Here is a 23897-nt window from a genome sequence, read left to right on the forward strand (position 1 = left end):
CTTATTTCTCCAAAGCCTTGATACCAGGAAGCACCTGGCCTTCGAGGAACTCGAGGGAGGCGCCACCGCCGGTACTGACGTGGCTGATTTTATCTGCGAGATCGAATTTGTTGATGGCTGCCACTGAGTCGCCTCCACCTACAACGGTTGTTGCACTGCTTTGCGCAAGAGCTTTTGCAACGGTAAGCGTCCCGTTGGCAAACGAGTTGAACTCAAACACACCCATTGGACCGTTCCACACAACACTCTTAGCCTTTGTTACCGCAGCAACTATTAGCTCGACGGTTTTCGGCCCGATATCCATGCCGATCAAGTTTTGGGGGATGTCGGCGCTGTCAACCTTGATTACAGCAGTATCTTCCTTGAACTCTTCACCGCAGAGATGGTCAACAGGAAGAATGACCTGTACACCTTTCTCCTTTGCTTTCGCAAGGAAGGAGGCTGCAGTCTCCTTGTAGTCCTCTTCAACCAAACTCTTGCCGATGCTGTGACCTTGGACGGCAAGGAACGTATATGCCATACCCCCACCGATTACAATGGTATTGCAGGTTCGGACCAAACTCTCAAGCACGCTGATCTTACTGGAGACCTTTGAACCTCCGATTATCGCCACAAACGGCTTGTCGGGATTCTCAAGCAGCGGAGCCATGAACTTGACTTCCTTTTCGATCAGGAAACCGGCATAGGAAGGCAGGTAGTGTGCAACTCCTTCAGTAGAGGCATGTGCACGGTGGGCGGTGCCGAAAGCATCGTTGACATAGACATCACCAAAAGCGGCCAGACTCTTTGCAAATTCAGGATCGTTTGCTTCCTCTTCTGCATAGAAGCGGACATTCTCAAGCAACAGTACATCACCCTTATTCAAAGCGGCGACCTGAGCGGCGACTTCACTGCCAATAACATCCTTGGCAAGCACCACGGGTTTACCCAGAAGTTCAGAAAAGCGTTTAGCAATGGGGGCCATGGAGAATTCAGGGTTCTTCTTTCCCTTGGGTCTTCCGAAATGGCTCATCACCACCACCGAGGCGCCCTTCTCGAGCAAATAGTTGATCGTAGGAAGAGCTGCCTGGATACGGGTATCATCTGTTACCACTCCATCCTTCAACGGCACATTGAAATCTACACGTACCAAGGCTTTCTTGTTGGAGAAATCACACTCCCGAATAGTATTAAGAATCATAGGTTTCCTCTTTTGATTGGCAGGATAAAATCGTTTCTACAGCCTTAATGAGCGAATCAGGCCTGCTATGAAACAGGCCTGACCCAAATGTTTTATAAACGTTATTTCACCAACTTCTTTGCAAGGTCGACAACACGGGTGGAGTACCCCATCTCATTGTCATACCAGCTGATGACCTTGAACATTCTCTCACCCATCTTCATGGTGAGAGCGGCATCGAAGATCGAGGAGTGGTTGTTGCCGACGATGTCGTGGGAAACAATCGGATCCTCGGTGTACTGAAGCACATTCTTCATTGCGCCTTCAGCGGCCTTCTTCACCGCAGCATTCAATTCCTCAACGGTGGCATCCTTCTCAAGAAGAACAACCAAGTCAACAACAGAACCGGCGGGTACGGGTACGCGCATTGCCATGCCGTTGAGCTTGCCCTTCAGCTCGGGGATCACCTCACTGACAGCCTTGGCGGCACCAGTGGTGGTGGGGATGATGGAGACAGCACCGGCTCTTGCTCTTCTGAGGTCCTTGTGGGGCTGGTCGAGCATGACCTGGTCGTTTGTATAGGCATGGACGGTGGTCATCAGACCGCGTTCAATGCCGAAGTTGTCCTGCAGGACCTTGGCAAGAGGAGCCAAGCAGTTGGTGGTGCAGGAAGCGTTGGAATACGCAAGCAGGCTGTGGTCGATCTTATCGTCGTTTACGCCGCAAACGATGGTCTGGTCAATCTTGTCCTTGGCGGGAACGGTGAGGATGACTTTCTTGGCACCAGCCTTGATGTGATCCTTGTAACCACCCTTCGGGCTTTCGGCTGCTGTGAATACACCAGTGGATTCGATAGCTACATCGACTCCAAGCTCTTTCCAGGGCAGTTCTGCGGGATTGCGCAGTGCATAGACAGGAATGGACTTGCCATCAACGACAATTGCGTTCTCTGAAGCGACAACGCTCTTGGCATATACTCCGTATGTGGAGTCGTATTTCAGAAGATGCGCAAGAGTCTTGGGGTCGGTCAGGTCATTGATACCTACGATCTCAATGTTCTTGTCTTCAAAAGCTACCTTGAAAACATTGCGTCCGATTCTTCCGAAACCATTAATTGCAATTTTCATTGTTTGTGTTCCTCCGGGAATTCTTGTTGTGTATCGATATTAATATACTGTTTTCCTTCTCTAAGGGTCAACGTATATACTTATGATTTAACCACCAATTTCAATTGGTTGATCTTATGCCCATCGATGTCCTCGACGGTAAAAATAGCCTCATCATCCTCGACCGACTCATCCTTGAGTGGAATTCTTCCGAACAACTCAAAGACATAGCCTCCGATTGTCTCAAAATCCTCTTCAGAGAGATGCAGACCGACTGATTCATTGACTTCCTCGATGGAAGTTCGCGCCTCTACAACGAAGGTATTGTCATCCAGCTTGCAGATTCCATCGTCCTCATCCTCATCAAACTCATCCTGGATTTCACCGACGATGACTTCAAGGATGTCTTCCATGCAGACAATCCCGCTGACACCTCCGTACTCATCGATGGCGATGGCAATATGCACCTTGCGCAGCTTGAACTCCCTGAGCAGATCATCGAGATGCTTGCTTTCGGGAATGAAATACGGCTTACGCATCAATGCTTTTGCATTGAAGCCGTTGGTGATGCCGTGTCTGAGAATATCCTTGGCGTACAAGACTCCGACGATGTTGTCGATCGTCTGTTCATACACAGGATAGCGGGAGTACCCTTGTTCCTGGATGATCGTATATAAATCATCCAAATTGATGTCACTGCTGATAAACTGGACATCAACTCTGGGAACCATGATTTCCTTGACTGTCTTATCCCTCAGCTCCCGTATACCCTCTATCATGGTCTGCCGTTCTTCCAAATCAACCTTGGACTGCAATTCACGATCCTTGCCGTCCAGACTTTTCCTAAACAGACCTCTCCATGGCAAGCTCAACGTTTGCTCCCCCTCACTTGCTGCAGCAGCTGCTCCTGTTTCACCAACATTGGTTCATCAGGGTCGTTGGTAGCATGATCCTCGCCCAATAAGTGCAAAAGACCATGAATCAACAAACGATGCAGCTCCTCATCTGGTTCTACACTAAAGGATAGTGCGTTTCTTTTCAAGGTATCAAGAGAAATAACCATGTCTCCGAGAACCTGAATTTCTTGTGGCAGCGACCCGGTTTCCTCAAAAACAACCTCAGGCCAAGTAAAATCCTCGACATCGTCTTCCTGGACGAACGAAAGGATGTCGGTAGGTTCATCCTTGCCCCTGTAGGTACGATTCAATTCCTGCATGGAGGCATCACTGACAAAACTGACCGAGAATTCACAACCTGGTTGTTCCAACATTGTTAAAACCTGTTCCAACCGTTCTATGACGAGAGCCTGCCCTGCACTCTGTTCATACTCATCCTGCTCATACGCCACATCAATATAATACGTTTCCAATCTCCTACTCTCCCCTTGATTTCTGATCCGGTTCATCCGGATAATCGATTCTGTGATGGTCCCGTCCGATCAAGGTCTGGACGAAAGCATCTTCAATTTGGTCAAGATCGGTCAGTGAAAGCTGTGAATCCTTGAGCTGGTCCCGTTCGAACTTACCCATGATGATCGCATGTACCAATTTCTGGTATTTGGAGTGGTTGGGTTTCTTGATGGTCCTGCTTGCCGCTTCAACACAGTCGGCAAGCATGACTATCGCCGATTCAGGAAAGGTTGGTGGGCTACCGGTGTAGGAATAATCATCAGCCTTGACCTCGGCACCCGCCGACAGGGCCTGCTCCTTGGCTTCATTGTAAAAGAACTGAATAATATCGTTGCCGTGATGTTGGGCGATGATGTCCAGAACTTCCTGGGGAAGTCCCGCCTCCCTGCCCTTTTCCAGGCCGAGTTTCACATGGCTTTTAATGATTGCCGCCGACAAACTCGGCTTGATGTCATCATGTTTATTCTCTGTTCCCTGGTTCTCAATAAAGTATTCAGGGTGATCGGACTTGCCGATATCGTGATAAATGCCGCCGACTTTAGCAAGCATGGCATTGACGCCGATGGCTTTTGCGGCCTGATATGCAAGATCCGAGACATAGCGTGAATGATTATAGGTTCCTTGGGCGACGGTCCCAAGTCGGTCAAGAACGGGACTGTCCGTGAACGCCAGCTCGCTGAGTCGATAGGCGGTAGGGATGTTGAACCCACGTTCACATAAGGGAACAAGGGCCTCAACCAATACCAAGCTGATGGTAACGTTCAGAAGCATACCGCCGATAAGAGGAAGAACCGACTGCAGAGGAAGTCCTACCAGCAAGTTCAGTGCCAGGGCGGCAAAACTGCAGATGACACAGGCATAGAACCAGTTGAACAGGTCTTCCAGTCGTTTGAAGGTATATCGGAAGAAGTACAAACAGATTCCTCCAGCTGTAAGGCTGAAAAAGAAAGTCATTGCGGAAGCCTGAGGCATCAGCGAAGCATAGCAGGACAATAAAAAGGCGGCAACCAAGCCAAGACGTTTCTTACTGGTTATATGCGCCGTAAACATCGGTGCGAAGAGAATCGGAAGAAATGAATCAAGGAACAATATCGATTGGGTGTGCAAAAGATGTGATACTGCATACATGGCAAGCATGGAGAGGGCTACCGATGCTAGCATCAGGTTCAAATACAGGTAGAGTCGTTTTTCAGCATACAAAAATTGAATAAAAACATAGACCGATACGCTTGTCGCGAGCAGGATGAAAACAGCCCTTCCGATCATTTCAAGAATGGTGTACTGAAAGGCCTGATTGCCCATCGCCTCCAGCAAAGCCAACTGCTGTTCGGTGATGACGGTGTCCTTGGTGATGATTTTCTCGCCGCGCTCGACCAAAACCACAATGCTTTGAACGGAATCCGCAGCCTTTTGCCGCTCGGTCAGTGTTTGAACTTCCTCATAGACTACATTTTCTTCCAACAACCATGAAAGAGCATCCACCAACAGATACGGCTGGAAGGCCTGCTGCACCTTGCGGTACCCATCCAGCCAGGAAATCAAGACAGTTGCAAGATTCTCCTTGGTGAAGACCGTAGAAACCAATTGCGGTTCCAGCAGCTTCGCATCCTGCATCGAAACGGTATTTTGCAGCACATAGGAGTCATATCCTTCTGCCTCGATTACTGCAAGATCTGATGCAGAGAACAACCCCTGCTTAAGAATGACTTCGGCTGTTTCTTCAAGCGCTTGAAGGAAAAACCATCGGTCGGATTCTGTAAATGAACGAAGCCGCTCAATGACATTGCCAGTGTCAGTCAGCTGGGTCTGTGCGAGAAACGACTCTGCACCATCTTCTCCGTTGTCCATAAGATCAATGAACAAATCGATTCGCTGGCGGCTGAGCATGGTAGAGCGCAGGGAGAAGGTGAACAAAGGCGCTACCGCCCTCTGCTTTTCTTGAATCAAAGCCTGGGTGCGCTTCTCATCGATATAGGAGAAGTTTTCAGTTGCATATACATCGTCCTCAGCCAACTCTCCAACCTGATGCATCCGTCCCCTGTCCTGCAATAGACTATCAGCCGACTTGCTGCTGAAAAGGGGAACCAACATGGCCAAAACGACAATCAGGATGATGAGGGCGATGGAGATTTGTCGCTCCAACTTATTCGGTTTGCGTTTCTCACCCAACCTCAATCGCTGATCTTTCATAAGCTGCTCCGCTTCTGTTGATTGAGATCTTGCGCGTACGCGTCGATGATATGGCTTACTATTCTTGAGCGAACCACATCACGAGAATCAAACAGAACAAAATCGAGGCCTTCGATATCCTTGAGAATATGCATGGCATGTACCAATCCACTGTCCTTGTTGCGCGGCAGATCCACTTGGCTGATGTCGCCGGTGATGATGGCGCTGGAATTTTCCCCTAGGCGTGTCAAGAACATCTGCATCTGTTCCCTTGTGGTGTTCTGCGCTTCATCCAGTATGACTATGGCATTCTGCAACGAGCGACCCCGCATATACGCCAGAGGGGCGATTTCTATGCTTCCATTCTCTTCAAGACGTCTGATATTCTGTACGCTGATCATCGATTCCATTGCATCGTACAATGGTCGTAGATAAGGATTGATCTTTTGGGCCAAGTCTCCGGGGAGGAATCCCAGATTCTCACCCGCTTCCACAATAGGACGGGTGAGTATCAACTTATGCCGTTTTCCCGAGAGCAGTTGGCTCAAGGCGTAGGCTACCGCCAAAAAGGTTTTGCCGGTACCGGCAGGCCCGATGCCAAAGACAATCTGGTTCTCTTCCATGCTCTTGATATATGTTTCCTGACGAGGACCTTTGGGATACGCGAAGCGATTATGCACCAAAATGTACGGTTTCGCATCCGTTTGCGGCAACAGCACCTCGTCCAAGGTAATCGAAGCGTGCTTCAGACTTTGAAACTCCATGAAAATCTCTGATTCACTGAAGTAATGCTGCTGTTCGGAGACTCGTTGCAAGCGGGCGATCAATTGCTGGAATCGGTTGACGACCGTCTCATCCTTACTCAGGCAGGAGACCGTGTTGCCTTTTACATACATATCACAACCCAACAAAGCCTCAATATACGGCAGGTTCCGGTCATTGATTCCGAGAACCCGCTGCATCTGCTCTTCACTGGAGAAATCCACACTTCTTTCCATTCGCAATCCTATGTTGCCTGTGTACGAATCCATTCTTGGTTGGATTGCGTCCACTTCTCTTCTACATTCAACTCCGGGATGGTATTCCAAGTAAGGAAAACCGATACTGTAGGAACCCAGTTGTATTGATTGTTCGATAATACAACACTTCCGGTGTATTTACAATTCAACGACCAATCGCCCAGATAATGGACCAAATCGAACGAGATCGAACTCAGGTTGAACTGGGTGAGGTAACGGCCGTTTCCGCTCATATCAAAGCTTCTGAGCAGGTCCTCCCATAAGAGCGGGAATGAAAACAATCCCTGATCGTCATAATACCGGAAGAAGCCGGTATTCGAACTCTTTACCGCTAGGTTGCAATCCAAAAACTCTGCAATACTGAATCCGACGCTGCCCACCACATCCAGACTGCTGGCATACCGGTCCTGGAAATGGAAATTGAAGGAAGCATCCAAACCGAGCCTGAATTCGATGCGTCGTTTCCACAATCTGAATGACAGTTGTTTTGCACTGATGGTTGCACTCAGCTTTTGCGGTTCAAGCGTACCGACCTGCCCCTGCATCACATAGGTAAGGGCAACCGAAGGAATTTCAGCCTTGAATGTCAAATTTTCAATCCAATCTTGAATATTCTTTGTCGTAAGGCCTTGGTAAGAGACGATTTGTGACAGTTTTACCTTGTTGGTAAAAAGTGAAGTACTCATGCTTTGCTTTACACTGAGCGCATCACGTGTACGAATGGGATTTCCCTTCAAATCATAATTGGCATCGACTTGGAAGGTGAAGGCTGTAAGGGTATACCGTACCTGGCCGAACATTGCATCCTTCTTCAAGACCTGATCCTGCTCCGTCCAACGATAGGAGGCCGAAAGAAGAAATGGTCCGTTCTTGTAGGAGAGCATGGGAAGCAAGGATTGGGTGACCGGGTACAGACCGGCTGTCACAGATGGTGTGAGCATGCCATTCCCAAGCGGCACCGCCCTTTCAAATTTAAGCTGATGAACGGTTACCGTATCCTTGGTGAAAGCGTATTCCTCTTCTTTGGTGTCCACAATCACCGTTACAGGATTTGTCGAGGTTCTTGTCTGTGTCTCCTGCAAGCGGTATAAGCGTTGGCTGAGTGTATAGGAGAGCCCGAGGGCGGGGAGTTCGGCCTTGGTGACGCTGAACAGTTGCACCTCTTGGTTATAAAACACATTCTTGCTCTGGTCCTCAACAACACTGACCTGGGGTATGATCTCCTGGGTCAGCTTGAGCATGTGCGTGTGCGGTGAAGCTGACAGGACGAAAGAACCTTTGGTAAAGCTGTACAGATACGCATCGTCCTCCCAATCGAGGGCGGTAGTGGTTGCGGTGAGGGAGTGAGTAAGTTTCTGGTCGATTGAATAGGTGAAAGAGAGGTTCCGGTTTGCACCAACCTTACTTTTTTGTGCATCAGACAGACCTGTCTCATATGCTTTGGGAACCAGCGGAGGAAGCTCAAGAGAGGCCGTTTGAACCTTTTCCGCTTTCTTTGCTTCGATGGGTGAAGATAATGAAAGCAGAGAACCGGAAATGTTCGCCTGAAGTTCGGGGATGACTACGTTCTTCAGTACATAGGAATATGTACTGTCCTCCTTCTGCCAATCCCACTTTGCCTGTGCACTGAGATTTGAAATGTTCAGTGAATTCAGGTAGGGAGACAGCGTAGTCTTGGGAAGGGAGAAAGAACCGGCAAGTTTCCAGGTATAACTGGTAATGTCATTGTTGAAATCAGTTGGGAACTCCTGTGCCTTTCCCAAGGGCGCATCGAAGGAGAACATGGATAATCGATTGGCATAGAGACGTTTCACCTTGGGGTCCGAGTAATAAGGAAGATCAAGGCGGACATCAAGGAGGTTTGTGTCGAGCTTGAGGGTATGTTCTCCGTAATACCGATAAACAGGCACATCAGAGTAAGCAGCCAGGACATCCTTGCCATCAGCATAGAGGGCGAGAGAATCATGTATATCGATACTGAGTTTTTTCTCAAAAAGAGAGATATGACCGGTAAGGCCGGTGTGTAGTCCAGCCAGTTCATATGCATCTGCGAGAAATGTGAGGTAGGAGCCGCTCAGGCGCGCCCAGCTCTGAAATCCAGTCTCACGTTCTCTTGGGGTGTAGAGGATTCCATCGGGAAACAAGGCCTGGCTGTTGGATGCAGAGAGCAGGCTGGCAAAGCTTGATTTCTCGCTTTCCGAGAGTTTTGGATTGGTGCCGAACAATTCAAAACTCGTGGAAACAAACATCCCTCGTTCACTGGCAAACCCCATGGCGGGATTACCCGTCATCCGATTTCCCGGAAACAAGAAAAACGGAGTCCAAAATACCGGCACACGCCCTACATGCAACGATGCCCGATGCACCATCAAATCTCCACCGGGAAGGAACATCATCTGTTTCGCCCTGATCGAGGAGAGGCTTTCCTCCTTCCTGGTGCCGATCCAACCATCAGTATAGAGAAGGCTTGAAGCGTTTCCGTCATAGGTGATCTGCGTTCCAGAAGTAAAAAGCGTAATCTTCTGGTCCTCACTGTTTGTTTTCTCGCTTTGCGTAGTCGCTCCCCTGATAAAAAGGGTTGAATTCGACCAATCCAGGGTGATTATGGAGGCGTCGACGTCTTGCAGAGCACTGTCAATCGTCGGATCTTCGTAGGATACTGATCCTTGCGCACTGAGCATGGTATGCTCAAGATCGATGAGCATTTTCTGTGCGGATAACCTTTTTTCCTTGCTCTCGCCTTCCAGCTTGAATGAGATCACCACATTTCCCTGCAATTGGACGAGTGAGGAAGCACCGTCGGTGGACAGCTCATCGGCATGGAGGATGGTCATCTCATACTGTCTATCCTTCCCTTCCTGCAATGGGATGGATGCGACATCCAGATTATGGTAGGCGAGCAACTGCTGTCGCAAATCTTTTACATCTGCAGCAGTGATATCCCGGAGCCGGGCCATTTCCTGCAATGTTCCCTCATCGGCCTGCTGGATGCTGAGTGCAAGCATCAGATTGTCCGTCTGTGCATGTAAAACAGAACCCATGATGAAAATCAGGGCAAAAACACAGACAATCCTTTTTTGTTTTCGTTCAGCCTTTCTCATGGAACATCTGAGCAAGATAATACCCTGTGTGGGAGTCCTTGCATAGGGCAAGTTGCTCAGGAGTTCCAGTTGCTACAACCATACCGCCGCCATCGCCGCCTTCAGGACCCAAGTCAATCACATGATCGGACTGCATGATTACATCAAGATTATGTTCGATCAACAGAATGGTATTGCCTTGATCCACCAAACGATTAAGGACTTCCATCAATTTCTTGACATCGGCAAAGTGCAGACCTGTAGTAGGCTCATCGAGAACATACAAGGTCTTTCCCGTCCCGTACTTGGAGAGCTCAAGACTCAGCTTGACCCGTTGGGCCTCTCCTCCACTGAGGGTGAGGGCGCTTTGACCGAGTTTGATGTACTCAAGACCTACGGAAATGAGGGTGTCTATCTTGCGCTTGATCTTGGGAATGGCAGAGAAGAACCCACTCGCCTCTTCCATGGTCATCTCCAAAACCTCATGAATATTTTTACCCTTGTATCTTACAGCCAACGTTTCCTTATTGAAGCGCTTTCCATGACACACATCGCAGGTTACATACACATCCGGCAGGAAATTCATCTCAATTTTCAGATTCCCGTCACCTTGGCAATTCTCACAGCGGCCTCCTTGGACATTGAAGGAGAAACGCCCGCTCTTATACCCCCTGGCCTTGCTGTCGGGCAAAGAGGCAAAGAGATCACGGATCGCCGTGAATACACCGACATACGTGGCGGGATTGCTCCTTGGCGTTCTTCCGATCGGGCTCTGATCGATATTGATCACCTTATCAAGATGCTCCACCCCTGAGATGGAGGAAAACCCATCGTAATTAGGATTCTTTCGGGAGAGCTGCCTGCGAACCGCAGGAAGCAGCACTTCATTGAGCAGAGAGCTTTTGCCGCTGCCGCTTACTCCGGTGAATACAACCAATTTGCCAAGCGGTATCTCCACATCGATGTGTTTGAGATTGTTCTTGTTAGCCCCTTCGACACGAATCACACTTTTGTTGCCCGTCCTGCGTTTTGTGGGGATATCCATACGTAAGGCACCACTTAGATATTGACCGGTTATGCTGTTTGGATTACGGGCAACTTCTTCGGGTCTCCCTTGGGCGGTGATATAGCCGCCGTGTACACCGGCCCCCGGTCCTAAATCCACAAGATAGTCGGCTTCCCGAATCGTAGCCTCGTCGTGCTCTACGACCAGAACCGTATTGCCCAGATCCCTGAGATGCTTCAAGGTATCGATCAGCTTCTGATTATCCCGCTGATGCAGCCCGATGGATGGTTCATCCAGTACATAGAGCACTCCGCTGAGAGCCGACCCTATCTGCGTGGCTAGTCGTATGCGCTGTGCTTCACCGCCGCTGAGCGTGGCGCTGCTGCGATCGAGGGTCAGATAGTTCAATCCGACATCACGCAGAAATGAGAGGCGACTGCGGATTTCTTTGAGAATCTGGTAGGAAATCTGTTGCTGGCTCTCGGTAAGTGTCAATGTTTGGAAAAAGGCATTTGCTTCTTTTACCGACAACCTCGTAGTCTGCATGATGTTCATGCCGTTGATCGATACTGCAAGGGCTTCCTCCCGAAGTCGGTCCCCATGACACGTTGGACACACTTTCGAGGTTTGGAATCCATTCATCCACATTTTAATCTGCATGCTGTTCGTCTCATAATAACGACGTTGCAAATCAGAAATAATACCGGGGAACGGCTTTTCCACGCGATACGTCTGGCTCGACTTCTCCCTGGTATACTCAACGAAAATCCTCTCCTCGGTTCCATAGAGTATTGCCTGGATGGTTTTTTCACTTAAGTCTGCGAATGGAGTATCCAAGGTAAAATGAAAATGTTTTGCAAGGGCTTCGAATTGCGAACGAGACCACTGGGCATCCGGATTCATCGTGGCTATCGCCCCTTCATTGAAGCTTTTCGAGTAGTCGGGAATGATTAGATCAGGATCGAATTCAGTCTTGACACCCAGACCATTGCACTCAGGACATGCTCCGAAGGGATTGTTGAAACTGAACAACCTCGGTTCAAGTTCAGGCATGGTGATCCCGCAATGGGCGCAACTATTGCGTTCACTGTAGATCTCCTCATGCTCCTCATCATTTGCACCCAGAAAAGTAATCTTAACCAATCCTTGGGTCATCTCGATACAGGTCTCGATGCTGGAGGCAAGACGAGTTCGGATATCGCTCTTGAGTATCAAGCGATCGACAACCACATCGATGGAGTGCTTGTACTGCTTATCCAACTTGATGGGGTCTTCCAGACTTACCATCTGCCCATCCACTTTCACACGCACAAACCCGGAGGCTTTCGCATCGTCGAAGACCTTCTTGAACTCCCCTTTCTTACCTATGGCAACGGGAGCACTGACTATGATTTTTGTCCCCTCCTGGGCTTTGAAAATGGCATCGATAATTTGATCGACGCTCATCTCACTGATAGGACGACCGCACACATGACAGTGGGGTTCTCCGACACGAGCCCACAAAAGACGGAAATAGTCATATATTTCAGTAACCGTACCAACAGTCGAACGAGGATTGCGGTGCGTCGATTTCTGTTCGATGGCGATGGCGGGACTCAACCCCTCCATGTAATCTACATCGGGTTTGTCCATTCGATCCAAAAACATACGCGCATAAGAGCTGAGGCTTTCGACGTACCGCCGCTGTCCCTCGGCGAAAATGGTATCAAAGGCAAGCGAACTTTTACCGCTGCCGGAAATCCCACTGATGACGATCAGTTGGTCCTTGGTCAATTCAAGGTCTATATTTTTCAGATTGTGCTCTCTCGCACCTTTGATGATCAATGTATTAAGCATGTTCAATGGCTTCCAACAAAGCAGCTTTAGCATCCTGCTGCGTCACTTTCTTTATCAACGTACCCTTCTCATAGAGAAAAATACTATTACCGATGCCTGTGATGGCCAAATCAGCTGCTTTGGCTTCCCCGGGCCCATTTACCTGACAACCCATAATGGCTACTGTCAAATCCTTGTCCATCATCAGCAAATCAGACTCGATGGACTCTAGGAATCCTTGGGAATCAAAACTATGCCTTCCGCAACGGGGACAGCTGACAACCCTGATCCCCTTCTTTCTCAAGCCAAGGGTCCTCAGCAGTTCGACACCCGCCTGTACTTCAGTCTCAATGTCACCGGTGATGCTGATTCGAAGCGTATTCCCGATTCCCTCGCTGAGAAGCTGTCCCAAAGCCCATGTCGAGCGGGTGATTGCACTGACAACCGACCCAGCCTCGGTTACACCGAGGTGCAGAGGATAATCACTGAGCTTTGCAAAGAGACGGTTCGCCTCAAGCGTCACCTCGGTATCGCTGGCTTTCAAGGAAACCACCGTATTGTAGAAATGCGCCTGCTCAAACCACGAGAGATACGTCAAGGCGGTGTTGCACATCAAAGTCGGCACAGGATCGTTTCCTTTGGGAAGGGAGCCGCTGTTCAAACCAATGCGTATGGCGACATTATGATCCTTTGCACTCTTGACCACCTCATCGACTTTCCACCTTGCCCCGATGTTCCCGGGATTGATGCGGATTTTCTGGCATCCGCATGCTATGGCGTCAAGGGCGAGCTGGTAATCAAAATGAATATCAGCCACTACAGGGATAGGGCTTCGTTTACATATATAGGAGAACGAATCTTGGTCATCCTTTGAAGGATATGAGAACCTAATAATATCGCAACCCATTGCATTGAGCTTTCCAATACGTCTGAGCAGTTCATCGAGGGCCTCTCCCTCCTTGGGAAGGGCGCTGTCATACATCGTTTGAATAAGAACAGGGAAGCCTTTGCCGAGCATTGCATTCCCGATCATTACCTGATGATCACCTGTCATTGTGCATCTCCTCGTACATCGTACACAAACACTTTACAATTGTAAAGTACATGCCTACGGTTGTAGAACAATTGTCATTCGTCTTACCACAGAAGGTGAATTCGTGCATGCAATACCCAAGGCATACGGCTCACGCGGTAAAAACAGGGTAAACATACCCTTTTTGGCTGTCACCACAGCTTTGATGGGACTGTCGTCGATGGCCAACCAACCCTTTTCATCTCTGGCGATTCCCTTGCATCGCTCGCTGTATGTCAGGCCGAACAACTCTTCTCCCTCAAGCATCACCACCACAGTGGCAGCCGATTCATGAGCCCTGAAGCTGCCTGAAAAGGTGGATGGAACATATGATTCCACCTTCACAAGGAGTCTGCCGATTTCATAGGTCCCGTCTTCGTAGGCGTTTCCCAGAACATTTGAAATCTGATCGATACCATCGAGTATCGGAGCATACTGCATAAGATTTGAGAGACTGTCGTGAATCATTGCCACCTCACCTGAATGCTAGGATATACCGAATGGAAATTCCTTACAAGAAGCGTCGTTGACCTGATACCTTGCCAACTTTGGGATGGTACCGTACAGTAATTGGCATGCAGTACGAAAGAACATATCACAGCCCGATAGGCCCTCTCTATTTGAGATGCAGTGACACGCACATCGTCGAACTCTCGTTTCATGGAGAGGCTTCGGAAGTCGAAGCACATCATCATCTGCTTGATTTGGCACATCTGCAATTGGATGAGTATTTTGCCGGAAGCAGAAAAGCATTCACCCTTCCCTTGTTGATCGGAGGGACCCCCTTTCAAAAGAAAGTGTATGAAGCTCTGCTTTCCATCGAATACGGCCAAACGGCAAGCTATGAGGAAATTGCCATGAGAATCGGCAATCCAAAGGCCTGCAGGGCGGTCGGGATGGCGAACAACCGCAATCGATTGGCCCTGCTCATTCCCTGCCATCGTGTAGTCGGCAAGCATGGCTCTTTAGTAGGTTATGAGGGAGGTTTGGAGAAAAAGGCCTGGCTGCTGGATTTCGAACGCAGGCATCGTTCCTCATAAAAAAGAACATCCCGGAAAGGGATGCTCTCTATCATGAACCGTTGCTTGGTAAGCTGCTTATTGCAGGGCGAGCAGGCTGAAGACCAAGGTGAAGAGTGCCACGGTCTCAACGATACCGATAACGATGAAGTAGTTGGCGGTTCCCTTGCCGGTTTCAGCAAGCGCATCACAGGCATTGGCTGCAACCTTTCCCTGCATCCAGGCTGAAAGCCCGATGGCAAGACCACCAAAGACACCAACGCCGAGGGCAAGTGTAGAAGCTGCGCCTGCTGCGATGGCGGCGGCGATGAAGTTCATCAACAAGAAGCCATAGATGGTCTGGGTCAGCGGGGCACCAGCGAACGCAACCATGATGAAGGGAGCAGGCTTTCCATTGGCATAGCACTTCTTCCAACCACCAACAGCCGCCTGTGCAGCTGCACCTGCGCCGAGACCGGAGCCGAGAGCAGAAAGAGCCAAAGCGCAAGCCATTCCGATAAATTCCAAATTTGCCATGATTTTCTCCTTAGTTGTTACCAAACAACGATCAGTTTTCTTCCACCGTTTGTGCAAACGGTTCATATGCGATTCCGGTCCACTCCATTCCTAGCTGGCCGGAGAACTCCAAGAGATTGAGACGTACGCCATGTACGACCACACTGAGCAAACCCATGACCAAGTTCAAGGAGTGCCCGATAACCAAAATCAGAATACCGGCCGGTAAAGCCCAGCCGCTGAGCATGCCGCTTGCCATACTGTTGAAACTTTGAGCAATCGCAACCGATGCCATACCCACCGCAAACAACCTGATGTAGCTCATGATATTTGAGAAGGCGCTGATGGTGTTGAGAAAGGTGGTAAAGAAACCACCCAACCCGCTGAGGAACCCTTTCAGAAAAGGCACTCCAGGAGCTTGACTTCCGAAGCTGACAACCAAAAGGAAACCAATTCCTACAATGCTGAATATCAGCATTACATCCGCAGGTTCTCCCACAACCAGTTGCAGGACGATGAAATAGAGCGCAAGGATATCGATCAACCACCCGATATCGGCGACAAAACTGAGGTCTTTCTTGGGAATCTTGTGCATGATGTTCATAATGCACGCAAGAGAAAGCTGAACAGTTCCAATGATGAAGCAGAACTTCATCACCTGGTTCTGCGCATCCACCGCAGTCAAGCCAAAGAGCTCCGGATAGTTCGAGATGGAAGGAATTACCAAGTTCTGAAGGAAGGGGAAAGCGACCAAGATTGCTTTGGAACCGAACCAGGTTCCTGTCAGGCTCCCCCACACCAGTGTTGCGATACTCAGTACATAGATGAGCATCACCAAGGTGGTTGCCTTTTTCTGCTTTGCATGCAAACCCACTGCAGCACCCAAGAAAATCAAGCCATAGCCTGCATCTCCGATGATCATGGCAAAGAAAAGGGTGAAGAAGAGCAAGAACCAGGTACTGATGTCATTCTCGCGATATCCGGGTACCGTGCCCAAGATATCGAACACAGGCTTGATGATTCCAAGACCCTTTGCATACTTGACCAACGTCGGAGGAGTGTCCTCTTCTGAAACATCATCGAGCAGATAAGCCCACTGATGAGAAGCTGCAAGACTGGTGAATTTCTCAACTTCCATTTCTGGCAGATATCCGCAAATCCACGTCAACTCCTCGGTTGCTTGTAAAGACTCACCCACCCGTTCAAAACGCATCGCCATCTCGATTTTCTTGAGTTGCAGGGCAAAAGCATCAAGATATTCTGCGCCATGCTTGAGGTTTTGAACAATGTGCGAAAGCTGCTTCTGATCCGAGGCGAACCTCTTCTGCAGAAATCCAAGCCCATACTCCGGAAGGTAGAAACGAGTGGCCGAGACCTCGGAGGGAAGTTCACTCCCAACCGTTGCAATGGCCTCCAGACTGCCTACAGGAGCCAAGGGAAGGTACTGGATTGAAGCGTCTAGTTTTTCCAGGTCTTTCTTGGTGATGGTATAGAAATACAGCTTGATTCCTTGCATTGCAAGTGTACGTACCTGATCGGGATCGAAATCACCCCAGGCACTTAGTGCTTCAATTTGAATCTTGTCATGAGAAATCTGCTCTTCAAGCTTCTTTCTACTCTCCAAGAGTCCTTGATAGCGTTCCGCAACTTCGGCAAAGACTTCATCAGAGAGCGTCAGCTGCTCCTTAGGTTTTTTCTTATCCTGCAAATCTGCAATGGCAGAGCGAATTTGGCTGATCTGGTCATACGTCTTTTCAAGCCCTTCAATCCGATCATTGCGGACCTGCTGGGTGTCGATATGCAGGAGCCCGGCTTTTCTCAGGTCCCTGAGCATGGAGCGACCATTATGCGCCTGTACAATGATATAGGCTTTTTTCATTGGTACTATCATATCAGGCCCCCTGCACCAGTTTTTTCTTGGCGATTTTACCCCGGACGACGGCAGCAGTCTGCTGATCTCCCAGATAAATCCCAATGCGTCTGATATTATCTTTCGCCTCAGGAATTTTTACTTTCTCAAAAAGATTGACTCGTTGGCTCGTGGTTCTCAACTCCCTTCCCAGCAACTTGATCTGCTGTTCCAAAGTTGATATCAAGGCATCGTACCGGGCACAATCACGAAGACTTTCCAATCCTTTATCGACCCACAGGGGAAACTCCCTCAAATCGTAGGAGATGGGAACAAACGTCAATTCCTTGAAAACAGGAATGTTAACCCCTGCAATATTTCCCTTGGTACGAACCACCCGGTCGACTTTCACCAACTGTTCAACCTTGTGCTCAGCGCTGAATGCCGAGTTTTCATGGTAAACGGCGATCCAGCTCTGCATATCCTGAACCAGCTTCTCCTGTTTTACCCGCAATGAAGCAACCTCGGTCTCAATCTGCCTGATGACCATCTGCAGCTGTTGTTTTTTCAGCTGCAGGGTCGGCAGATACCGTTGGTATTGCTTCAATCGGTCTTTTTGCAGTTTTTGCTCGTTCTTCGTCAGTTTGACGGCCATGCAAGCTCCTTAGTCGTTCAACTTCTTCGGCCAGCGGCTGAGGATAAGGTCACTCTTCAAACCGGTTTCATTCGGTTCGAAACACTGAGAGAGAATCTCCCAACCCAGGTCCAATGCCTGCTCAAGAGAAATATTCACACTCAAATCCATCAACTTGGACTCAAACAAACGACCATACTTAAGGAGTTTGTCGTCCCATTCGGTCATCATGAATCCCATGGACTTCTTCTCAACAGACTCCTTGTACGAAGCATAGAGCTTGATCATACCGTCCATCAAGGAACGATGGTCGTCACGGGTATCCTTGTTTACCTGCTGCTTGAGTCGGCTCAACGAACCAAAGGGTTCGATGCGTCCGCCCTTGAGGTAGTACTGCCCCTCGGTGATATACCCGGTATTGTCTGGAACCGGATGGGTTACGTCGTCACCAGGCATGGTGGTAACAGCCAGGATGGTAACCGAGCCGGCACCCTCGAAGTCTACAGCCTTCTCATAACGGGAAGCAAGTGAACTGTAAAGGTCTCCCGGATAGCCGCGGTTGGAAGGCACCTGATCCATGGTAATGGCCATTTCCTTCATGGAGTCGGCGAAGTTGGTCATATCGGTAAGCAGTACCAGAACCTTCTTTCCATCGAGGGCGAAGCGTTCGGCTACTGCAAGAGCCATGTCCGGCACCAGCATGCACTCAACGGTCGGGTCGCTTGCAGTATGGATGAACATAATCGTCCTGCTCATTGCACCACTGCTTTCCAGGGTATCCTTGAAGAACAGATAGTCATCATACTTCAATCCCATGCCGCCAAGAACGATCAAATCAACTTCAGCCTGCATGGCGATGCGGGCGAGCAGTTGGTTGTACGGCTCTCCGCTGACAGAGAAAATCGGCAGTTTCTGGCTTTCTACGAGCGTATTGAATACGTCGATCATCGGAATACCGGTTCTGATCATGTTTCTCGGGATGATGCGCTTCGCCGGGTTTACTGCAGGACCGCCGATATCGATCATATTCTCGGTCATGGACGGGCCGTTGTCACGAGGAGTGCCGGTACCGTCGAACACACGACCTAAAAGATTGTCGGTATAGGAGACACGCATGGGAACTCCAAGGAAACGAACCTGATCACCGGTTGAAATTCCCTGCGCACCACTGAAAACCTGCAGCGAAACCAGATCATTGTCGAGTTTGATGACGTTGGCATAACTCTGCACTGAACCGGAAGTTACAATAGCCAATTCACTATTACGTACATCCTTTGCACGGACTGTGATGACGTTACCGACAATGGACTCAATTTTTGAATATACCTTTTGCATCTGCAACCCCTTAGATCAGCTTCTCGGCATCAGGATCAACAGCAACCTGTTTACCCTTGTAGAGCGTCTCAATTTCTTTCTCAATCTGAGCAAATCGCTCTCCCTTGAAAGGAACGTTGTTCCAGTCCAGGAAATGCTGCCTGATAGTATTGAAGAACGAACGAACCTGTTTCTTGTCATCGAAGGCGAACTCGCTTGCCAAGACCTTGAACAACAAGTCGAACAAGTAGCGCTGTCGTTCAATAGGGATTGAGGAGTCGACCGGGTCGAAGGAGTTCTGCTGAAGATAGCATGCATCCAGGAGCTCACCCTTCTGATACGTTACATAGTCGACGACCGAAGTTCCCTCTTCACCTACAACCTTCATCATCTGGTTGATTTCACTACCCCTGAAGAGGATGCGTCGAGCATACTCCACTTTGCTTCCCTTGATGACACCCTCATATTTCGACCATGAGGAGAGAGGGTCGATGGCAGGATACTTACGTGCATCACTTCTCTCCCTGCTCAGTCCATGGAAGGCACCGACAACCTTCAGTGTAGCCTGGGTGACAGGCTCCTCGAAGTTACCGCCTGCAGGACTTACCGTTCCGCCGATTGTGACGGAACCAATGCGTCCATCCTTGAGTCGAACTTTGCATGCTCGTTCATAGAACTCTGCAATCCTGCTCTCGAGGTAGGCAGGGAAGGCTTCCTCACCTGGAATCTCCTCAAGTCTTCCACTCATCTCCCGCATGGCCTGCGCCCAGCGGCTGGTGGAATCGGCAAGCAGAAGAATGTTCAAACCCATCTGCCGGTAGTATTCTGCGATTGTGACCGCTGTATACACCGAAGCCTCACGACTGGCTACAGGCATGGAGGAAGTATTGCAGATGATGATGGTTCGTTCCATCAAGGACCGACCGGTCTTCGGGTCGGTGAGCTCGGGGAACTCCTTAAGTACTTCAACGACCTCACCGGCGCGTTCACCGCAGGCTGCTATGATTACGATATCCACATCGGCATTACGGCTGGTCATATGTTGCAAAACAGTCTTTCCTGCTCCAAATGGTCCGGGAGTACAGTAGGTGCCGCCCTTGGCGACAGGCAGGAAAGTATCGATGATCCTGATTTTTGTAACCAGTGTCTCATCGGGACGAAGCCGCTCTTCGTAAAGCTTGATGGCCTTCTTTACAGGCCAGGTAAAGACCATGGAGAGCTCCTTTTTTGCGCCCTTTTGGTCTTCAACCACACAGACAATGTCACGCACCCCATAGGAGCCCTTTTCCTTGATCGAAAGCACCTTGTAGGGAACATTGGCGAATGTGAACGGCACCATGATTTGATGGGTGAACAACCCTTCGGGAACAGTGCCGAAGGTATCGCCGGGATAGAGGGTGTCACCGACGCCGGCGGTCGGGGTGAAATCCCAGTTCTTATTCGGGATGGCATCGAGGTAGACGCCACGCTGCAGGAAAAAGCCGCACTGCTCGGCAAGCTGGGGAAGAGGATTCTGCAGACCATCGTAGATTTGTTGCAAGAGACCGGGCCCGAGCGCCACGCTCAACATTTCGTCAGTGAATTCAACACGGTCGCCTACACTGATGCCGTTGGTCATTTCAAACACCTGAAGAGCGGCGGTATTTCCGTTGATGCGGATTACCTCGCCCTTGAGGCGGTCGGAACCGACCTGAATATACCCTACCTCGTTCTTGGAGATGGCATTGTCAAATTCGACTGTTACCATGTTTCCATTGACGCCCAGAACACGTCCACTTGTATTTGCCATATCAAACTCCACTAATTATTCGCTATTTCAGTTTGAATATTGGAGAAGAGACGCTTGAACTCGGCATTTCCCTCCTCACGGGTAAAGAGACTCTTTCGCTGAAGCAATTTCAACTTGAGTGCAAAACTCAAGAGAGCCTCTATGTCAAAGGTATGCAAGGTTGCAAGCTCGTCCAAGAATTTCCAATGCAAGGTTAGCAAGAGCAACTCCGCCTCCAGTACATTCTCTTGGGCAAGGGCCTGACGGACCGTATCGCTGATTCTTCCTTCCTTGTCCGCATCGTTGCGATAAGCAGGGTCGGAAAGGGACAGCTTTCGACTTCGTTGTTCCACCAGTTCCTTGTTCACCATCGTCTCGAAGTGCTGATACGCCTTCAAGAAAGGGTGAGAGGCCTTCTCCCCGCTCAAAGCCATGCAAAGCAGGTGGTAGTGCCGTTCACTGACCTGCGTTTTGCATAGCGTGAGAAAAGTTTCGGTGGAAAACGAAAGCGGCCCGTCCAAGCGCAACGTCGGCAAGGTCGCAACCAGATAATAGTAGGAAGCCACGTTGTCTCCTTACTTCGCCGAACTGAAGACGATCTTTTCGATTGCAGCAGAGAGGAATGGCTTAAGCAGCGCCGCTGTCTCTTCTGCACTGAAGTCATAGAATGAGGCGCCATCCTTCGCGGCAATCCTGAAACCAGTAGACACGGAGGCAACCGGCTTGATTTCAAGACCGGCCTTGATGGCATCGCTCAACTGTCCAGCAAGACTCTTGGCAAGTGCATCAAAGTCTTTCCGGCTCAACTGTACTTCGTGTTGCTTGGCATCGCCAAGGGAAGCAACGACACTGGCAATCAGTGAAACCAAATCATTTGAAGCATAAGCCTTCTCGACCTGCTCGACGAGCAGTCTATCCAACTGGGTGGTGATGGCTTTCTTGAGCGAGAGCTGCACATCACGGCTGGCCTGTTGCAGGCTGGAACGTGCGCTTTGGTCCCGAGTGTCGATCTCCCTCTGTGCTTTCTCCAACAATGAGGCTGCTTCTTTTTTCGCCTCTCTGATCAAATCTTCGGCCTGGGCCTTCGCATCAGCAATAATCTGGGCTGCCTCTTTTTGGGCAACCTCAATCCCATCCTTGCGGATGGAAGCAACCAAATCTTGAATTTGTTGAGCCATCTGATTTCCTACCTTCTACTGTGTGCATAATGATACGGGATAACGCTGACTTGTGCAATCAAACCAAAGCCCATACCTTCTGGACAAACTCTGACAATTATCCAGCAATGATACAGAAAATTCAACCTATTTCAGCATACTTTCGCTCAGTAAACACGGTAATATGAATTTTATTTGCCATTATATGAAGCAAATCACACAATTGAGGATGCAAGTGTGATTGTGGTTTGCATACTTGTCCCACTTTTGATACGATGCCTTCATGCTTGTACACGATCGATATTCCCACTTGTTTACCAATCAAAAAGTCCGTGGATTGCTGCGAATCAAAAACCTGCAAAGCAATAAGGTCCTGTTGGTTATGAGCGAGGACCTGGCATCGGACATACAGAAAATCCGTTTCTCCTTGGATCTCGGCACCTATGAGCACGAGGTACTGCAACAAGAGTATGAAACCATCGGCCTTGAGCTTTTCAGTATCGATGCCTACTATCAGGCAACGGCGGAAGAAAATCTGCAACGCTTGCTTGAACAGCATACTCATGCCCTGAAATTGCAATCAGCTTCCCTTTACTGAAGCAAAAGAGCTGGTGATGCACCTGTCCCTTCAGGAGGAGGCGGATGTATTACCTACTTACCTATAGAACCCGACGGTGTTTGTTTGCTACAGCAGACGACGCATTTCACTGTCTGCAAGCATGGCAGCAGTGGGCCGAAGCGCATACATGCAATCTAATCGATTATTTGCTCTTGCCTCATTGCCTGCAGCTTGTTCTGCAGGGTCGCATCCAAGTGTACCGGACCAAGACATTGGTTATACAGCAACTCACAGACGAAGAGCTGCTTGCATCTCTGGCAAGACTCGGCATGCATGGCAGGAACTATCCATTTTGCGGAACCTACGAACTCTATCACGCGAGCAACTGTTACGCCGCATTGGGAAAGGCAGGGTTTTACGCCCTGCCCTATCCTTTATCAGTTATTTTGAAAGCAAAAAAGAACCAATCAAGCAAGAGAGCGCGCACGGTCGATTGCGATGAGATTGCGTAGGGCTTGTACTGTCACCCGGATTGCATCCTCGGTATCATGAAGCTTTGGATTGTCCATACCCAGTATCTCACGTTCCTGGTTTCCCACCACCGAAAACGCACTGCCGCATCGCGCTCCCAAACGGGCTGCCACGACAAACAAAGCTGCACTTTCCATTTCGGAAGCGAGAACGCCCAAGCGTTTCCAGGCTTCCCACTTGTTGATCAAATCATAGCTGACCGGCATGATTGCAGGATCATGTTGACCGTAGAAGGAGTCCTTGCACTGCACAACACCGATATGGCTCCTCTTTCCGAGCATGTTTGCAGCCTCGGCAAGAGCCTGCACGACCTCAAAACTGGCTACGGCGGGAAATTCAATCGGAGCATACTCGCGGCTTGTTCCCTCCATGCGTACAGCACCGGTTGCAATAACCACATCACCGCCCATGACCGGAAGGGCGATGCCCCCGCACGTACCCATGCGGATGAAGGTGTCACTGCCGCATTTATACAGCTCTTCCATGGCTATGGAAGCAGAAGGCCCTCCGATTCCCGTGGAAGTGACAGAAACCTTTTCCCCGTCCAGAAACCCTGTATAGGTTACATACTCCCGGGTGTCAGCCACCTGTTTCGCATCATCAAAATGCTTTGCAATCAGTGGAACACGCTTTGGATCGCCGGGAAGAATAACGTAGCGGCCTACATCGCCTTCCTTGATATGCAAATGGTATTGGATACCCGTTCCATTCATATAATCAGACATACCTGTCTCCT

21 protein-coding genes are annotated in these 23897 nt (G+C 49.5%); 3 read left to right on the forward strand and 18 right to left on the reverse strand.

Annotation, left to right across the window (positions count from 1 at the left end):
* Nucleotide 1: 1 nt before the first annotated feature.
* The 10 genes from MUG09_RS07975 to MUG09_RS08020 form a co-directional block, all read right to left on the reverse strand.
* Nucleotides 2-1180: a phosphoglycerate kinase gene (locus tag MUG09_RS07975; protein WP_244775224.1), complete on the reverse strand. Its 1179-nt coding sequence runs from the start codon at nt 1178-1180 to the stop codon at nt 2-4.
* Nucleotides 1181-1281: 101 nt separating this feature from the next.
* Complete coding sequence (gene gap, locus MUG09_RS07980; RefSeq protein WP_244775225.1) at nt 1282-2286, reverse strand: type I glyceraldehyde-3-phosphate dehydrogenase; 1005 nt, start codon at nt 2284-2286, stop codon at nt 1282-1284.
* Nucleotides 2287-2366: 80 nt separating this feature from the next.
* The gene (locus MUG09_RS07985) at nt 2367-3137 is read right to left on the reverse strand and encodes a hemolysin family protein (protein WP_244775226.1); all 771 of its coding nucleotides are present in this window, start codon (nt 3135-3137) and stop codon (nt 2367-2369) included.
* Nucleotides 3134-3634 carry an rRNA maturation RNase YbeY gene (ybeY, locus tag MUG09_RS07990; protein WP_244775228.1) on the reverse strand — a complete coding sequence of 167 codons (501 nt, stop codon included), beginning with the start codon at nt 3632-3634 and terminating at the stop codon, nt 3134-3136. Before ybeY ends, MUG09_RS07985 begins: the two co-directional genes overlap by 4 nt.
* Nucleotides 3635-3638: 4 nt before the next feature.
* A complete protein-coding gene (locus MUG09_RS07995; RefSeq protein ID WP_244775231.1) occupies nt 3639-5864 on the reverse strand; it encodes an HD family phosphohydrolase in 2226 nt (741 codons plus the stop codon).
* On the reverse strand, nt 5861-6841 hold the full coding sequence (locus MUG09_RS08000) for a PhoH family protein (RefSeq protein ID WP_244775233.1): 981 nt from the start codon (nt 6839-6841) through the stop codon (nt 5861-5863). Before MUG09_RS08000 ends, MUG09_RS07995 begins: the two co-directional genes overlap by 4 nt.
* A gap of 8 nt (nt 6842-6849) precedes the next feature.
* Nucleotides 6850-9963: an LPS-assembly protein LptD gene (locus MUG09_RS08005; RefSeq protein WP_244775236.1), complete on the reverse strand. Its 3114-nt coding sequence runs from the start codon at nt 9961-9963 to the stop codon at nt 6850-6852.
* Nucleotides 9950-12784, reverse strand: a complete 2835-nt coding sequence (uvrA, locus tag MUG09_RS08010; protein ID WP_244775239.1) for an excinuclease ABC subunit UvrA — start codon at nt 12782-12784, stop codon at nt 9950-9952. Before uvrA ends, MUG09_RS08005 begins: the two co-directional genes overlap by 14 nt.
* Nucleotides 12777-13817 carry a flavodoxin-dependent (E)-4-hydroxy-3-methylbut-2-enyl-diphosphate synthase gene (ispG, locus tag MUG09_RS08015; protein ID WP_244775242.1) on the reverse strand — a complete coding sequence of 347 codons (1041 nt, stop codon included), beginning with the start codon at nt 13815-13817 and terminating at the stop codon, nt 12777-12779. The genes uvrA and ispG overlap by 8 nt, the downstream gene beginning before the upstream one ends.
* Nucleotides 13818-13871: 54 nt before the next feature.
* The gene (locus tag MUG09_RS08020; protein ID WP_244775244.1) at nt 13872-14303 is read right to left on the reverse strand and encodes a YhcH/YjgK/YiaL family protein; all 432 of its coding nucleotides are present in this window, start codon (nt 14301-14303) and stop codon (nt 13872-13874) included.
* 107 nt (nt 14304-14410) lie between these two features.
* On the opposite strand from MUG09_RS08020, the gene MUG09_RS08025 reads away from it, so the two are divergent.
* The gene (locus MUG09_RS08025; RefSeq protein WP_244775246.1) at nt 14411-14875 is read left to right on the forward strand and encodes a methylated-DNA--[protein]-cysteine S-methyltransferase; all 465 of its coding nucleotides are present in this window, start codon (nt 14411-14413) and stop codon (nt 14873-14875) included.
* Nucleotides 14876-14932: 57 nt separating this feature from the next.
* On the opposite strand, the gene MUG09_RS08030 is transcribed toward MUG09_RS08025, so the two are convergent.
* The 7 genes from MUG09_RS08030 to MUG09_RS08060 are packed head-to-tail and all read right to left on the reverse strand — an operon-like array spanning nt 14933 to nt 22092.
* Complete coding sequence (locus MUG09_RS08030) at nt 14933-15370, reverse strand: V-type ATP synthase subunit K (RefSeq protein WP_244775248.1); 438 nt, start codon at nt 15368-15370, stop codon at nt 14933-14935.
* Between the two features lie 31 nt (nt 15371-15401).
* Entirely contained in the window at nt 15402-17228 is a 1827-nt protein-coding gene (locus MUG09_RS08035) for a V-type ATP synthase subunit I (RefSeq protein ID WP_244775250.1), read from the reverse strand.
* Between the two features lie 13 nt (nt 17229-17241).
* Nucleotides 17242-17853 carry a V-type ATP synthase subunit D gene (locus tag MUG09_RS08040; RefSeq protein ID WP_244775252.1) on the reverse strand — a complete coding sequence of 204 codons (612 nt, stop codon included), beginning with the start codon at nt 17851-17853 and terminating at the stop codon, nt 17242-17244.
* A 9-nt stretch (nt 17854-17862) separates the two neighbouring features.
* A complete protein-coding gene (locus tag MUG09_RS08045; RefSeq protein ID WP_244775253.1) occupies nt 17863-19167 on the reverse strand; it encodes a V-type ATP synthase subunit B in 1305 nt (434 codons plus the stop codon).
* Between the two features lie 10 nt (nt 19168-19177).
* Nucleotides 19178-20935: a V-type ATP synthase subunit A gene (locus MUG09_RS08050; RefSeq protein WP_244775256.1), complete on the reverse strand. Its 1758-nt coding sequence runs from the start codon at nt 20933-20935 to the stop codon at nt 19178-19180.
* An 11-nt stretch (nt 20936-20946) separates the two neighbouring features.
* Nucleotides 20947-21480, reverse strand: a complete 534-nt coding sequence (locus tag MUG09_RS08055) for a DUF2764 family protein (protein WP_244775258.1) — start codon at nt 21478-21480, stop codon at nt 20947-20949.
* A 9-nt stretch (nt 21481-21489) separates the two neighbouring features.
* On the reverse strand, nt 21490-22092 hold the full coding sequence (locus MUG09_RS08060) for a V-type ATP synthase subunit E (protein ID WP_244775260.1): 603 nt from the start codon (nt 22090-22092) through the stop codon (nt 21490-21492).
* A gap of 262 nt (nt 22093-22354) precedes the next feature.
* On the opposite strand from MUG09_RS08060, the gene MUG09_RS08065 reads away from it, so the two are divergent.
* Both MUG09_RS08065 and MUG09_RS08070 read left to right on the forward strand, forming a co-directional pair.
* The gene (locus tag MUG09_RS08065; protein ID WP_244775261.1) at nt 22355-22669 is read left to right on the forward strand and encodes a GIY-YIG nuclease family protein; all 315 of its coding nucleotides are present in this window, start codon (nt 22355-22357) and stop codon (nt 22667-22669) included.
* A 44-nt stretch (nt 22670-22713) separates the two neighbouring features.
* Entirely contained in the window at nt 22714-23142 is a 429-nt protein-coding gene (locus MUG09_RS08070) for a hypothetical protein (RefSeq protein WP_244775262.1), read from the forward strand.
* Here MUG09_RS08070 and udp read toward each other — a convergent pair.
* Entirely contained in the window at nt 23098-23886 is a 789-nt protein-coding gene (gene udp / locus MUG09_RS08075; RefSeq protein ID WP_244775263.1) for a uridine phosphorylase, read from the reverse strand. The genes MUG09_RS08070 and udp overlap by 45 nt on opposite strands.
* Nucleotides 23887-23897: the final 11 nt, after the last annotated feature.

The organism is Sphaerochaeta associata, from assembly GCF_022869165.1.
In the GTDB taxonomy this organism is placed as follows: Bacteria; Spirochaetota; Spirochaetia; order Sphaerochaetales; family Sphaerochaetaceae; genus Sphaerochaeta; species Sphaerochaeta associata.

Bases quoted from the DNA above. Each gene is read 5' to 3' on its own strand.
- MUG09_RS07975 (WP_244775224.1), bottom strand. From the start codon at position 1,180: ATGATTCTTAATACTATTCGGGAGTGTGATTTCTCCAACAAGAAAGCC.
- gap (WP_244775225.1), bottom strand. From the start codon at position 2,286: ATGAAAATTGCAATTAATGGTTTCGGAAGAATCGGACGCAATGTTTTC.
- MUG09_RS07995 (WP_244775231.1), bottom strand. From the start codon at position 5,864: ATGAAAGATCAGCGATTGAGGTTGGGTGAGAAACGCAAACCGAATAAG.
- MUG09_RS08000 (WP_244775233.1), bottom strand. From the start codon at position 6,841: ATGGAAAGAAGTGTGGATTTCTCCAGTGAAGAGCAGATGCAGCGGGTT.
- MUG09_RS08005 (WP_244775236.1), bottom strand. From the start codon at position 9,963: ATGAGAAAGGCTGAACGAAAACAAAAAAGGATTGTCTGTGTTTTTGCC.
- uvrA (WP_244775239.1), bottom strand. From the start codon at position 12,784: ATGCTTAATACATTGATCATCAAAGGTGCGAGAGAGCACAATCTGAAA.
- ispG (WP_244775242.1), bottom strand. From the start codon at position 13,817: ATGACAGGTGATCATCAGGTAATGATCGGGAATGCAATGCTCGGCAAA.
- MUG09_RS08020 (WP_244775244.1), bottom strand. From the start codon at position 14,303: ATGATTCACGACAGTCTCTCAAATCTTATGCAGTATGCTCCGATACTC.
- MUG09_RS08025 (WP_244775246.1), top strand. From the start codon at position 14,411: ATGCAGTACGAAAGAACATATCACAGCCCGATAGGCCCTCTCTATTTG.
- MUG09_RS08030 (WP_244775248.1), bottom strand. From the start codon at position 15,370: ATGGCAAATTTGGAATTTATCGGAATGGCTTGCGCTTTGGCTCTTTCT.
- MUG09_RS08035 (WP_244775250.1), bottom strand. From the start codon at position 17,228: ATGAAAAAAGCCTATATCATTGTACAGGCGCATAATGGTCGCTCCATG.
- MUG09_RS08040 (WP_244775252.1), bottom strand. From the start codon at position 17,853: ATGGCCGTCAAACTGACGAAGAACGAGCAAAAACTGCAAAAAGACCGA.
- MUG09_RS08045 (WP_244775253.1), bottom strand. From the start codon at position 19,167: ATGCAAAAGGTATATTCAAAAATTGAGTCCATTGTCGGTAACGTCATC.
- MUG09_RS08050 (WP_244775256.1), bottom strand. From the start codon at position 20,935: ATGGCAAATACAAGTGGACGTGTTCTGGGCGTCAATGGAAACATGGTA.
- MUG09_RS08060 (WP_244775260.1), bottom strand. From the start codon at position 22,092: ATGGCTCAACAAATTCAAGATTTGGTTGCTTCCATCCGCAAGGATGGG.
- MUG09_RS08065 (WP_244775261.1), top strand. From the start codon at position 22,355: ATGCTTGTACACGATCGATATTCCCACTTGTTTACCAATCAAAAAGTC.
- MUG09_RS08070 (WP_244775262.1), top strand. From the start codon at position 22,714: ATGTATTACCTACTTACCTATAGAACCCGACGGTGTTTGTTTGCTACA.
- udp (WP_244775263.1), bottom strand. From the start codon at position 23,886: ATGTCTGATTATATGAATGGAACGGGTATCCAATACCATTTGCATATC.